We start from the raw sequence: 13705 nt of genomic DNA on the forward strand, positions 1-13705 counted from the left end.
TGCCGAACTCACCGGTGCGCCGGGAGGTCCCGGGCTCGGGGGGCGGCGCCGACTCGGTCGGGGTGACGGGCAGGGGGATGAGTCGGGGCACCTCGGCCATGGCCGCGCAGAAGTCGGCGGGGGAGGTGATCGGCGGTCCGGGCACCATCTGCCCCGCGAGCTGCGGCAGCGCGGCCCGCGTGGTGATGGTCCCCAGCGGCTCGGTGATGCCCTGCCTGATCTGCTGGGGCGGGTAGGGGCCCGCGGGGCCCTGGGGAGCGGCGGGCAGGCCGCTCTGCGGACCGCCCGGCCAGTGTCCGGTGAGCGCCGCGTAGAGCAGGTTGCCCAGTCCCTGGGCGTCGGTCGCCGCGGGGTCGGCGGCGCCGGCGCCCATCAGGGCCGCGTCCACGCCGATGCCGGTGACCTTGACCGCGCCCCCGCTGCTCCACATGAGCTTGCTCGGGGTCAGGCACAGGTGGTGCAGGCCTCCCGCGTGTGCGGCGGCGATGGCCTCGGCCGCCTCGGCGACCAGCCCGGCCGCGCGCTCGGGTTCCATGGCGCCCTGCGCGAGCAGGTCGGCGAGGGAGGAGCCGACGACCCACTCCTCGACCACGTAGGGGATGGGGGCGGTGTCGTCGGCGTCGAAGACCTGTGTGACGCGTGCGTCGGGGATGCGGCTCGTGGAGCGGGCGGCGCGTACGACCTCGGACGTGCGCGGGAAGCCCTCGGTGAAGGTCCACACCGCGACGGGACGCGCGAGCGTCTCGTCGGTGGCCTTCCACCGTGTGGCTCCGCCGGTCTCGCTCACCACCTGGTCGAGACGGTAGCGGTTGGCCAGCTTCGCCCCGGGTTCGATGAGGAAGGTGCTCATGATGGGAGTGACGGGAGTCAGTGCCGTGTTTCGCGCGCTCTCCCGGTCCGTGGGCGTCCACGGAAGGGGCTACGCGAGGGGGTCATCGGCCCTGCCTGCTGTCCCCAGCCTCCCTTCGGGCAACTCGAGTGAACAATGCGGTAGTGGTAAAGCGATGCCTGTCCATGCTAGGACGCCTGAACAGCATCTTCGGAGGACAACGGATACTCGGCCACCTTCCGGGGCGTAACGGAGCGGTACACCCCAACATCAGCTATTCCTGGTGATCAGCGGCGTCGTAGCCGTGTCTTGAGCAAATCGAGAAACGATGTGACTTCGGCCACATTGAGATACCTGGCAGCAGCAACGAACAGCAGGGCACCAACGACGCCTCCGGCCGCCATCGACGCCAGGCCCGGCCAGATCTCGCCTGGCAGGTCCCGGAAGAGGTGGATCATCGCCACTCCGAAGACCGCCGCGGGGACGGTCGCCACGTGCAACCTGAACAGGGTGGTCGCGGTCCGACGCCCGTCCAGGCCGTTCAGTCTCCTGTGCAGCAGGTACCACATGATGACGGAGCCGACGATGTAGTACAGACCGTACGGTACCGGTAGCCAGACGACGACGTGTTGCGGCTCCACAACGAACAGGAGACTGATCGCGGTGGTGGCGTGGGCGATCTCGGCGGGGACCGACACCAGGGCCGGGGTCCGGGTGTCGCCCAGCGCGTAGAACACCCGCATCTGGAGCTGGAACAGCGTGAACGGGATCAGCATCACGCAGAAGACCATGAGGATGCGCCCGATCGCGGCGGCGTCCTCCGCGCTCGTGCTGCCCTGCGCGTAGATCATCACGCAGAACGGGACCGCGAAGACGATCATCGCGACCGAGAGCGGCGCGATCAGCACCGAGGACAGCCGGAAGCCGCGTGAGAAGTCGCTGCGCACCTGGTCCCTGCGGCCCGCCGCGACGTGCTCGCTCATGCGCGGAAGCAACGCCGTGATCACCGAGACCGCGATGACCGCGTACGGGAGCTGGAACAGCATCGACGCGAACTTGTACGCCGCGATACCCGCGCCGGAGTCGTAGCCCGCCTCGGCGGCGAGGGTCCCGGCCCGGGTCGCCACGTTGGTGGAGACGAGCGCCCCCGCCTGCGCGACGACGATGTAGAGCATCATCCACGAGGCGGCGCCGGCCGCCTCGCCCAGGCCCGAACCCCGCAGGTCCAGGCGGGGACGCCAGCGGAAGCCCGCCGCGGCCAGCGCCCACACCAGGACGGCGGCCTGGACCACCTGGCCCAGGGCCGTGCCCAGGCCCAGCAGCATCAGCTGGCCGTCGGTGATGGTCTCGGGCGTGCGCCCCGGACCGGCGACGTCCAGGTACCACAGGCAGACGCCGATGATGACCAGGTTGTTCAGCACCGGTGCCCACATGGGGGCGCCGAACCTGTGGCGCGCGTTGAGCATCGCGCTGGCCAGACCGCTCGCGCCGATGAAGAAGATCTGCGTGACCAGGTACCGGGCCAGGACGACCGAGACCTCGTACTGGGCACCGGAGAAGCCGCCCGCGTAGATCCGGATGAACCACTCCGCGGCCAGCACCGACACCAGCGTGAGCGCGAACAGCGCCAGCAGCATCAGCGTGACCAGGCGCTGCTCGGTGCGGTCCCCGCCGTCGGCGTCCCGCTTGCGCCGCTTGACCAGGAACGGCACGAACACACTGGCCAGCAACCCGCCGATGAGCAGGTCGTAGATCATGTACGGGACCATGCCCGCGGTCTGGTAGGCGTCGCCCAGCAGCTGGGTGCCGATCGCCGCCGCCAGGATGATGGTGCGCACGAACCCCGTGACGCGGGAGACGATGGTGCCCAGCGCCATGATCGCGCTGGACCGGGCGAGGTTGCCCGGCGCGGTGTGGGAGCTGCCGCCGATCTCGTCGCCGTCCTCCAGACCGGCCCGGTCGGCGGTGCCCACGTCCCCGATGTCGCTGGGGTCACGGAGCGTGCGCAGCCCCGTCTCGGGTTCCCCGTCCGGCTCCTCGCGCTCGTAGGTGTCGAGCACGTCCTCCGGCATCACCAGGGTGTGCCGTCTGCGGGGACCGGACTCCTCCGGCCCCTCGGACGGCTCGGCGTCCGAGGGGGGCGTCTGCTGGGGCGGTTCGCTGGACACCGTCGCGCTGTCCTTCTCTCGATCGGCGACTGCGGGGCCTCGGCGGGGTCAGAGCCGGGGAGGGAGGTACGACGTCAACGACGCAGGCGGCCACGGACCAGTTCCACGGCCGCGCTCAGCTCCGGGACGCGCAGCAGTCGCGCGGTTCCGAGGAAGAGCAGCGCGCCGAGGACGCATCCCGCTGCCGGGGCGCCGACGTAGGTGGCCAGGCCGGGACCGACGTGGGTGTCGAAGGCCCAGAGCACACCGAAGCCCGCCGCGACGCTCGGCACGACGGCCAGGTGCAGGCGCAACAATGTGCCAATGACGTGCTTCCCGTCAAGCCCCCCGATGCGGCGGCTCAGTACCAGGCCCGCGATGGTCAGCCCGGACAGGAACGAGATCATGAAGCCCGCGGCCACGCCCACGACCACCATCTCCGGCGGGAGCACCAGGTAGGACGTCACCGCCAGGGCGGTGTGGACGGCCAGGTTGGCGAAACCGATCATGGCGGGCGTGCGGGTGTCGCCCATGGCGAAGAACACGCGCAGCATGAGCTGGAACACGGTGAAGGGCACCAGGCCCAGGGACATGACCGTGAGGACCTGACCGATGTTCTCGGCGTCGGCCACCGAGATGGACCCGCGCGCGAAGGCCAGCACGGACAGCGGCTGGGCGAACAGCGCCACCGCGAAGGCCGCCGGCACCAGCACGAACGCGGAGACGCGCAGGGTGCGGGAGAAGCCCGCGCGGACGGCGTCCCAGTCCCGGTCGTCGGCGTGCGCGCTCATCTGGGGCAGCAGCACGGTGATGAGGGAGACCGCGATGATCGCGTACGGCAGCTGGAAGAGCTGGTAGGCCAGGTTGTAGGCGCTGATGCCCGCGCCGACCTCCGCGCCCTGTTCGATGCTCGCCACGTTCGCGGCGTTGGCGATGTTGGTGGTGATCCACAGCCCCGCCTGGGTGAAGAGGGTGTAGAGCATCATCCACCCGGCGGTGCGCACGGCCTCGCCGAGCCCGGAACCGCGCAGGTCCAGGCGGGGACGCCACCGGTAACCGGTGCGGGTCAGGGCCACGAACAGCACCAGCGTCTGGAGCGCCATACCGCCCGCCGTGCCCGCGCCCAGCAGGACCAGCTGGCCGTCCGTGACGGTCTCGGGGGTCCGGCCCGGACCGGCCACCCACAGGAACACGCCCGCCACGCTCATGATGACGATGTTGTTCAGCACGGGGGCCCAGACGGCGGCTCCGAACCTGTTCCGGGTGTTGAGCATGGCGCTCAGCAGACCGCTCAGGCCGACGAAGAAGATCTGCGCGAGGAGGAACCTCGCGAGGTAGACCGAGGTCTCGTACTGGATCGGCGTGAACTGGGAGCCGTACATCCAGATGAGGAACTCCGCGGCCAGGATCGCGGCCGCGGTGATGAGGAACAGCGCCAGCGCCGTGGTGGTGAACAGGCGGTCCTCGGTGGCCTTGCCGCCGTCCGCGTCGCGCTTACGCCGCTTGACCAGGAACGGGATGATGACGCTGGCCATCAGCCCGCCGATGAGCAGGTCGTTGAGGATGAACGGGATCGTGTGCGCCGTGTGGTAGGCGTCACCGAGCAGGTGGGTGCCGATGGCGGCGCCGAGCACGATGGTGCGGGCGAAGCCGGTGAGCCGGGAGGCCATGGTGCCCACGGCCATGATGGCGCTGGAGCGCATCATGCCACCGCCCGAACCGCCGTCGGAGCCGCTGCCGCCGCCGGCCCCGGTGTCCCGGCCGCCGTCGGACCCGTCGCCGGGGCCGTCACCGCGTTCGGTCGCGGGTCCCGGAACCTCGCCCTCCTCGAAGGTGGGCGCGGGGCCGGAGCCGGGGCGGACCGCGCTCGGGAGCGGGCTTTCGGGTTCGGGACGGCGGTGCTTGCCGCCGCCGTTGGGAGAGTCGGTGACCACCGTGGATCAGGCTTCCTTTCGTCCGACTGGGGAATGTCCGGCCGAGGCGTGTGGATGTGTCGACATGGCGTCCTGTCGGTAAGGGGTCATGTCCTCTCGGGTGCGGGGGTCACGTGTCCGTGCCGCCGCGGTTCCGCTCCGCGCCGTCCGGCGTCGCGGTGGAGGAGGCGGTGCCCGCCTCCTCGGAGTCGTCCTCACCGGTGCTCCCGGGCGTACCACCGGTGTCCCGGGCGGAGGGCTCGTCGCCCTCGGAGGCCTCGGAGCTCTCGGAGTCTGTGACGTTCCCGGAGCCGGAGGCGTTCGCACCCTCCCCGGTCGTCCCGCTCCCCGGCGCGTCCTCAGGGTCCCGCGCGCCGTCGGAACCCTCGTCGGTGTCACCGGTGCCCTCACCGGCGCCCCCGGCCGACGCGGCACCCGCGGCCCTCCTGCGGGCCCACTTGCGCAGCGCGCGCGGGGCCAGGGCGACGATGAGGATCAGCAGGCCGATACCGCTGATGATCAGCGCCTGGGTGCCCAGGCCGGTGGCGTTCACCGGAATCTCGACGTTCTGACTGCTGATCGGTTCGCCCTCGGCGTTCTGGAGGCTCACGTTCAGGACCGTGCGGCCGTTGACCCGTGCCGACAGCGGGACGTACACCGTGGTCCTGGTGCCCGGCTCGATCTCGAAGTCGTGGTTGTACTCACCGACGCCCAGCCGTTCGGAGTTCTCCGAGAACACCGACAGGTTCACGAAGGCGGTCCCCTCCTCGAGGTCGTTGGCGACCAGGATGCCGATGGTGCCGGTCCGGCTGGCCAGGGTGACCGGCTCGCCGGGGATGACCCGCACGTCGTTCATGCGGTTCTGCACCTCCTGCGCGACCAGGGAGCGGGTGGCGCCCGCCAGGGCCTCCTCCTCGCGCCAGTGGGCCGACTCCAGCCGCAGCAGCGCCGGACGGAAGGGGTCCCGTCCGCCGACCAGGATGCTGTTGAACAGGCGCACGTCCCGGCTCACGTCCTCGACCAGGTCCAGGTAGGTGGAGCTGAGCTCCTCCGCCCGCGCGGGGCCGGGGTAGTCGAGGGACTCACGGGTCCGCTCGCGCTCGCCGGCGCCGGCCGGTTCGACCTCGTCCAACCTCTCCGGGGACAGCCACGGCAGGTCGTCGGTGGCGGCCAGCACGCCCTGGGCGAACCCGGCGCTGGGGTTCCACGTCGGATCCGGCGAGGCGACGACCACCCGGTCTCCGCCGACGTTCTCCCCCGCGATCATCGCGGTCTCGGCGGCGAACCGCTGGAGCGCGAGCTCGGTCTGGCCGGGCTCCGACGTCGGCATGGACAGGACCTCGTTGATCCCCGAATCGGTGACCAGCGCGAACGGATCCTCGGCGGGCTCACCCTCCGGTGCGGGCAGCGGCGCCTGCGCGGTGGGGGTCGTGGACAGCCAGGACAGGGGAGGCCTGGCGTCCTCCCGCAGGAGGAAGCGGGTGGCGCCCTGCGAGGCGTACAGCTCGTAGACGCTCTGGTCCATCAGGCCCTTCGGGGGCAGGGCGAAGGCCGGGTCGGCCTCCAGGTCCAGCGCCCTCCGGACCGCCTCCTGACCGATCTCGAGGGAGGCCTCGGCGTCGCCGCGCATGTCGTTGCGCAGCAGGGCGGCCAGGTCGGCGTTGGCGTAGGGCGTGGACACGACGGTGTCGGCGGCCAGCACGCGGCGGGCCTCGCGCAGCCACACCTGGGCGGCCTCGTTCGCCTCGGCTTCGTGCCGGACGGGCTCGGACTCGGCGGGCACCGCGGTCAGGTCCTCGGCGATCTCGTGCCCGGAGGCGGCCATGCGGCGGATGTCGTCGAGCGTGCCCGGGTCCACCGCCCAGGTGATCGGGACCCCCTCGGCACGGGTGGGGGCCTCCTCCTCGCCCTGGGAGTCGTCCTCCTCGGCGTTCTCCCCGTCCGTGGCCTCCTCGGAGGGAACGGAGCCGGCGGTCTCCTCGGCGGTGGCCTCGGGCGACTCCTCGGGCGGATCCCCGGGGTCCTCGTCGAGGCCCAGCAGCTCGACCAGGTTCTCGTCGCCGGCCTCGAAGGACAGCGGTACCTGAGCCCCCGCGGCCAGCAGACGGCCCAGGCGGCCGTCGGCGGCGACCGACCCGTGCAGGTCGTCGTTGAGGAAGGTGTCCTCGTCGGCCCGCCCCGGCGGCGCCGTCAGCGGCCACACCCAGGCGATCCCGACGGAGGGCACGTCCCCGTCCTCCGGGCCCGTGTAGGGGAGGAAGGTGTACTGGGCGCCGATGACGTCGCCCCCACCGTCCACGGCCTCCACCACCAGCGGGTACACGCCGTAGGAGTCCAGGCCGAGCTCCTCGACCGGCACGCTCAGGGAGTACTCCTCGCTGGTCTCGGGAACCAGCTCACCGGCGACCTCCTCGTCCGGCCCCTCGGCGTTGGGCTGCCATCCCTCGCCCGAGGCGAACTCGTCCAGTTCACCGCGGTCGGTGAAGGGGTGCCGCGAGTAGCGGATCCGCACACTGACGTCACTGAGACCCTCGGAGGTGGTGTTGGTCACCTCGCCCTCGATCCGCAGTGTGCTGTCCTCACTGACCGCGTCCGGTGTGACGCGGTCGACGACGAGCGGTTCGGCCGCCTCTTCGGGCTCCGCGTGCGCGGACGTGGCCGGTGGGTGGATCAGCGCGGTGGTGATGGCCATGACCACCGTCGCGGAGGCGAATCGACGCAACGCTTGACCGGTTTCCTGACTCGGGTCCAGGTGGCCGTCCCGCCGGAAACGAGGTGCGGGGAACGGTCGGAAGTACCCGTACGGCGCACACGGCGTACACGGGTCGGGCGGACGCGGGGCAACCGGGGCGTCCTACCACTTCCACCGAAGATACCGCCTTCCCCGTACCGGGAGTCGGGCCGGCACCGCCGTGCGGCGTGTACGGGGAGCGGGGCCGCCCACCGAACGTCGGCGGTCCGCCGGAGCGGCCGACGATCCGTGTACGGCCCGGTCCCGGTGGGTGGAAGCGATTCGCGATTCACGTCGGGCGCCGCCTAGTCTCGTGGTGTGCCGAACACAGAGTTTTCGCGTGAGAGCGACACCGCCCAGCAGCAGGACGCCGGGGCCGCACCGGGGACGGAGGCGCTGACCGGCGCCCAGCGGGCGGCGGTCAGCGCTCTGGCGGGCTCCTTCCCCCTCGTCTCGGAGGAACTCGGCGAGCGTTTCGCCGTGCACGACCAGCAGCTCGCCCTCGTCGGCGGGCCGGTGCGTGACGCACTCCTGGGCAGGCCCGCCAACGACGTGGACCTGACGACCGACGCGGTACCCCAGCGCATCCTGGAACTCGTGGACGGCTGGGCCGACGCGGTGTGGACCGTCGGTATCGACTTCGGCACCGTGGGCCTGCGCAAGAAGGGCCTCCAGCTGGAGATCACCACCTACCGCAGCGAGTCCTACTCGCCCAAGTCCCGCAAGCCCGAGGTCTCCTACGGCACCGACATCCACGACGATCTGCTGCGCCGCGACTTCACCGTCAACGCCATGGCGGTGCGTCTGCCCGACCTGGAGTTCGTCGACCCGTTCGGCGGCCTGGCCGACCTGCGGGAGAAGGTGCTGCGCACCCCCGGCAGGCCGGAGGACTCCTTCAGCGACGACCCGCTGCGCATCATGCGCGCGGTCCGCTTCGCCGCCCAGCTCGGGTTCACCCTGGCGCCCGAGGTGGCCGAGGCCGCCAGGGGCATGGCCGACCGGCTCTCCATCGTCTCCGCCGAGCGCGTCCGCGACGAGCTGACCAAGCTCATGCTCAGCCCCGACCCGCGCCGCGGTGTCGAGCTGATGGTGGAACTCGGCATCGCCCCGTACGTACTGCCGGAGATTCCCAAGCTGCGCCTGGAGATCGACGAGCACCACCGGCACAAGGACGTGTACGAGCACTCGCTCACCGTCCTGGACCAGGCGATCGAGCTGGAGGAGAAGCGCGGCCACGAGCCCGACCTGGTGCTGCGTCTGGCGGCCCTGCTGCACGACGTCGGCAAGCCCAAGACGCGCGCCTTCGAGTCGGCCGGACGGGTGACCTTCCACCACCACGAGGTGGTGGGCGCCTCGATGAGCCGCAAACGGCTCACCGCGCTGCGCTTCTCCAAGGACGTGGTGTCCGACGTCAGCACCCTGGTCAGCCTGCACCTGCGGTTCCACGGGTACGGCAAGGGGGAGTGGACCGACTCCGCGGTCCGCCGGTACGCCCGTGACGCCGGGTCCCAGCTGGAGCGGCTGCACATCCTCACCCGGGCCGACTGCACCACGCGCAACCGGCGCAAGGCGGCGGCGCTGTCGCGCGCCTACGACGACATCGAGCGGCGCATCGAGAGACTCGCCGAACAGGAGGAGCTGGACCGCATCCGCCCGGACCTGGACGGCAACGAGATCCAGGAGATCCTGGGGATCGATCCGGGACCCGTGGTCGGCCGCGCGTACCGCTTCCTGCTGGAGCTGCGCCTGGAGAACGGGCCGATGGACAAGGAGGAGGCGACCCGGGAACTGCGCGCCTGGGCGGCCGAACACCTGTGAGGGATCACCGGCCGGGTTTGACCGCGGTGACCGCCATGGCCATGCCGAACACGCGCAGCGGCGTGGTCTCCAGGGTGTCGGACAGGGTCCGCAACGCCGTGGCGCGACGGTCGAACGGCGGCATCAGGTAGTCGATGGCGCACACGCGCAGCCCGCGTCCGCGCAGCAGGCGGCCCATCTGCTGGGTGGTGAACGCGCGCGCGTCCGACATGCGCTCGTGCAGGGGCCGGACCCAGGGCAGGAAGGGCGCGGTCAGCGCCGAGCGGCGCCGGTCGCCCCATATCACACCGTGGGTCTCGAAGGGGAACCAGCGGTTGGGCGTGGTCAGGGAGAACGCGCCGCCCGGCCTGAGGACGCGGTGGATCTCACGGAGGGCGCCCTCCAGTTCATCGACGTGCTCGACCACCTCGAACGCGGTCACGCGGTCGAAGGTGTGGGCGTCGAAGGCCAGCGAGTCGGCGGACATCTTGTGGATGCCGATCCGGTCCTCCAGGTCGGTGCCGGCGATGCGCTCGGCGAACGTGTTGAGCCGCTCGGGTTCGAGGTCGATCGCGTCCACGCGCACGTAGCCACCGGCCATCTCGACCGTGTAGGTGCCGTCTCCGCAGCCCACGTCGAGGAGCCGGTCACCGTGGGCGGGCAGCTGCCGGGACACCGCCCCGACGCGCTTGACCACTCCCCGCGGGCCGAGGGCGCTGGAGGCGTTCCCCCGTGCGTAACCGACGGTCATGGGCACCACCCCTGCTTGTCGACAAGTCTTCCTGGCGACACTACAGTAAGTGACTTATCGGTAGCGGAGTGGTGTCATGCTGGGGCTCCGTCGCCGGTCGTCCTGTCGACATACCGCTACGCCGACATAACGCTATGCCGCCTCGCGCTCCGTTCCGGAGGCGTGGACGCGACGACCCCGCGCGGCCCAGGCCGCTCCCATCGCCAGGTAGGCCACGGCCATCGCGACGACCACCGCGGAACTGACGCCCGAGGGCGGGACCAGCACGGCGGACAGCGCCGCTCCCAGGACGAACGTGGCGTTGAACAGCACGTCGTACACCGAGAACACCCGCCCGCGGAACGCGTCGTCGACATGTCGCTGAACCAACGTGTCGACCGTGACCTTCACACCCTGCGAGACGAAGCCCAGCGCGAACGCGGCCACGGGGAACAGCAGGGGGGAGAACGGCAGCCCGAACACCACCAGGACCACCGACGCCGCCGCCAGTTGCAGGGCGATCCACGTCCCCGGGGCCATCCGCGCGGTCGCCCACGGCGTGGCCACCGCACCGATGAGGAAACCCGCCCCCGACAGGCCCATCGCCACCGAGAAACCGGCCAGGCCGGCCACGCCGCCGCCGGTGAACGTGTTGTTGTACAGCAGCAGCGTCAGCAACGTGGAGATCCCGAACAGCACCCGGTGTCCGCCGATCGTGACCAGCGCGTCGCGGGCGTCCGGACGCGCCCAGACGTGCCGCACTCCGGACACCATGCCCCGCACCACGCTGCGGACGGCCGCCGCGACCTCCTCCGGCTCCCGCTCCAGGTGCGGTCCCAGCTCCCGGCGGCCGAGGGTCAGGGAGACCAGCGCCGCGCCGGTGAAGCCGAGCGCGGCCACGAACAGGATGATCCCGGTGCCCAGGGCGTCCTCGCCGCCGAGCAGCCCGATCGCGGCGCCCGTTCCCGCGCCGAGGAAGCTCGCCGCGGTACCGCTGGTCGGCGTGACCGCGTTGGCCATCATCAGCTTGTCCCGGGGCACGACGTAGGGCAGTCCGGCGGACAGCCCCGACAGGAAGAAGCGGTTGACGCTCAGCACCAGGAGCGCGGCCACGAGGAAGGCCGGGCTCTCGCCCTCCGACACCAGGAACGCGCTCACCACCGCGAGCGCCGCCTTGGACAGGGAGGACAGCAGCAGGATCTGGCGGCGGGGCCACCTGTCGATCAGTACACCGGCGAACGGAGCCACCACCGAGAACGGCAGGAGCAGGACGGCGAAGGCCGCCGCGACCGCACCGGCGCTGGTGTGCTGCTCGGGGTTGAAGAAGACGAAACCCGCCAGACCGGCCTGGTAGACCCCGTCGGAGAACTGCGACGCCAGCCGGGTGCCGAACAGGCGGCGGAAGCGGGAGCCCCGCAGGACCACGCGCAGATCACCGAAGAAGGACACGTGACCAAGAGTAGGGCGTGGCCGGGCCGCCGCGGCCCCGGAAGGGGCCGGGGGAGCCGGAGGGATCCGGCCCCGGTCACGCCCGGCCGGGGCCGCGTCCCGCGTTACTCGTCCGCGCTACCGTGCTGACCCGAGATGAACTGCTCGACCCTCTCGTGTGCCTCGGCGTCGCTGTACTGCTCGGGCGGGGACTTCATGAAGTAGGAGGACGGACCCAGGATCGGGCCGCCGATGCCGCGGTCCTTGGCGATCTTCGCGGCGCGCACCGCGTCGATGATGATGCCCGCGGAGTTCGGGGAGTCCCAGACCTCCAGCTTGTACTCCAGGTTCAGCGGCACGTCGCCGAACGCGCGGCCCTCCAGGCGGATGTAGGCCCACTTGCGGTCGTCCAGCCACGGCACGTGGTCCGACGGGCCGATGTGCACGGCGCCCGCGTTCAGCTCATGCGGGATCTGCGAGGTGACGGACTGCGTCTTGGAGATCTTCTTGGACTCCAGGCGCTCGCGCTCCAACATGTTCTTGAAGTCCATGTTGCCGCCGAAGTTGAGCTGGTACGTGCGGTCCACGATCACGCCGCGGTCCTCGAAGAGCTTGGACAGCACGCGGTGGGTGATGGTGGCGCCGATCTGCGACTTGATGTCGTCGCCGACGATCGGGACCCCGGCTCTGGTGAACTTCTCGGCCCACTCGGGGTCGGAGGCGATGAACACCGGCAGGGCGTTGACGAAGGCGACGCCCGCGTCGATCGCGCACTGGGCGTAGAACTTGTCGGCCTCCTCGGATCCCACCGGGAGGTAGGACACGAGCACGTCGGCCCCGCTGGCCTTGAGGGCCGCGACCACGTCCACGGCGTCCTCGGGGGACTCCTGGATGATCTCGCGGTAGTACTTGCCGAGACCGTCGTAGGTCGGTCCGCGCATGACGGTGACGCCGGTCGGCGGCACGTCGCAGATCTTGACGGTGTTGTTCTCGCTGGCCGTGATGGCGTCGGCCAGGTCGTGGCCGACCTTCTTGGCGTCCACGTCGAAGGCGGCGACGAACTCGATGTCGCTCACGTGGTACGGCCCGAACTGCACGTGCATCAGGCCAGGTACCCGGGACTCGGGGTTGGCGTCCTTGTAGTAGTGCACGCCCTGGACGAGCGACGCCGCACAGTTGCCGACGCCCACGACGGCTACACGTACCGAACCCATTGGTCCTTGCTCCTTCTTCTTCGCGAACATGGATTCCACGGCGCACGACGACGGGCCCGCGCCGACGGCGGTTCCGGGGCCCGACGTCTCACGCGCGCTTCCCGATGTGGTCAGCAGCGCACACGGCGTTTCTGTTCCCACCCACTGCCCCGGGGGCCTAGGGGGAACGTGCATGTCTGGCTGTTTTGTTCAGTTCTGACTCTATCCTCGCCCACCTGCGGACCCGCATGTCAGGCTGGTGACACGCGGGTCGGAACGGCCCCTTCACCCGCCCCGTCCCCGGTGAATCCACGTGGTACCGGGAAAAATCTCACACGCTCGTCCCCACCTGCCCCGACACCGGACGTCTTCTGCGCGGGTGCCCGCCCAGCTCACCTACCAGCGTTCGGTTCCTCCACCCTGAACTGGCAGGACGGGTGTTTCCCGGCGGATCGTGACGAGGTGTCCCAGGACGCGCGATAACCTCGCGCGTGGGTTGTGCTATACCGTTCCATCGCTCTAACGTGACCTGTGATTTGCGTGCGTAGCCGGTAGAGCCCCCGGACCAAGCCCCTGCCACGGCGGCGTTCCGTCGGCATGGAGTAGCCATGAGGGCTGTAGCTCCGCAGGCCAACGACCAGGAGGAAGAAGCGGCTAACGTCTTCGCGACCTGTTGAAAACCCCCGCCCGCCTCTGGGCGTCTTCTAATCAGCCTTGAACGACAGGCACAGCGGTGGGACCAGGCCACGCCGGGCCGATCCACGCCGGTCACGCGAGAAACAGGTCGCGGATCACCGATCCCCCAGGGGGACCGTCCCCCCGTTTCCACCAAGGAATCGTCAGGCCGACCGGCCGTGAGAGGCAATCGAGGACCACGTGAGTACCGAACGACGACGGAACGCCGACGGCGGCCGTCGCCGGGCCGAGGGCCCGGCTG

Annotated in this window: 8 protein-coding genes; 1 reads left to right on the forward strand and 7 read right to left on the reverse strand. The window is 70.7% G+C overall.

What is annotated here, in order from left to right; genetic code table 11:
- From D455_RS0108220 to D455_RS0108235, 4 genes are all read right to left on the reverse strand, one after another.
- The coding region (locus D455_RS0108220) for a protein kinase family protein (RefSeq protein ID WP_017570261.1) at positions 1 to 850 on the reverse strand (850 nt) is incomplete at its 3' end.
- A gap of 266 nt (positions 851 to 1116) precedes the next feature.
- Positions 1117 to 2901, reverse strand: coding sequence for a murein biosynthesis integral membrane protein MurJ (murJ, locus tag D455_RS0108225; RefSeq protein WP_241480207.1), 1785 nt, complete (start codon positions 2899 to 2901; stop codon positions 1117 to 1119).
- A 170-nt stretch (positions 2902 to 3071) separates the two neighbouring features.
- Positions 3072 to 4910, reverse strand: a complete 1839-nt coding sequence (murJ, locus tag D455_RS0108230) for a murein biosynthesis integral membrane protein MurJ (RefSeq protein ID WP_017570263.1) — start codon at positions 4908 to 4910, stop codon at positions 3072 to 3074.
- A gap of 109 nt (positions 4911 to 5019) precedes the next feature.
- Complete coding sequence (locus D455_RS0108235) at positions 5020 to 7581, reverse strand: DUF6049 family protein (RefSeq protein WP_051064602.1); 2562 nt, start codon at positions 7579 to 7581, stop codon at positions 5020 to 5022.
- Between the two features lie 357 nt (positions 7582 to 7938).
- On the opposite strand from D455_RS0108235, the gene D455_RS0108240 reads away from it, so the two are divergent.
- Positions 7939 to 9438 (forward strand): CCA tRNA nucleotidyltransferase, encoded by a 1500-nt coding sequence (locus D455_RS0108240; RefSeq protein ID WP_017570265.1) that lies wholly within the window; start codon positions 7939 to 7941, stop codon positions 9436 to 9438.
- Positions 9439 to 9442: 4 nt separating this feature from the next.
- Here the strand turns inward: D455_RS0108240 and D455_RS0108245 are convergent, their stop codons facing one another.
- From D455_RS0108245 to D455_RS0108255, 3 genes are all read right to left on the reverse strand, one after another.
- Positions 9443 to 10168, reverse strand: coding sequence for a class I SAM-dependent methyltransferase (locus D455_RS0108245; protein WP_017570266.1), 726 nt, complete (start codon positions 10166 to 10168; stop codon positions 9443 to 9445).
- A gap of 132 nt (positions 10169 to 10300) precedes the next feature.
- Positions 10301 to 11596 carry an MFS transporter gene (locus D455_RS0108250; RefSeq protein WP_017570267.1) on the reverse strand — a complete coding sequence of 432 codons (1296 nt, stop codon included), beginning with the start codon at positions 11594 to 11596 and terminating at the stop codon, positions 10301 to 10303.
- Positions 11597 to 11700: 104 nt separating this feature from the next.
- On the reverse strand, positions 11701 to 12789 hold the full coding sequence (locus D455_RS0108255; protein ID WP_017570268.1) for an inositol-3-phosphate synthase: 1089 nt from the start codon (positions 12787 to 12789) through the stop codon (positions 11701 to 11703).
- Positions 12790 to 13705: the final 916 nt, after the last annotated feature.

It is taken from the genome of Nocardiopsis halotolerans DSM 44410, from assembly GCF_000341065.1.
GTDB lineage: Bacteria > Actinomycetota > Actinomycetes > Streptosporangiales > Streptosporangiaceae > Nocardiopsis > Nocardiopsis halotolerans.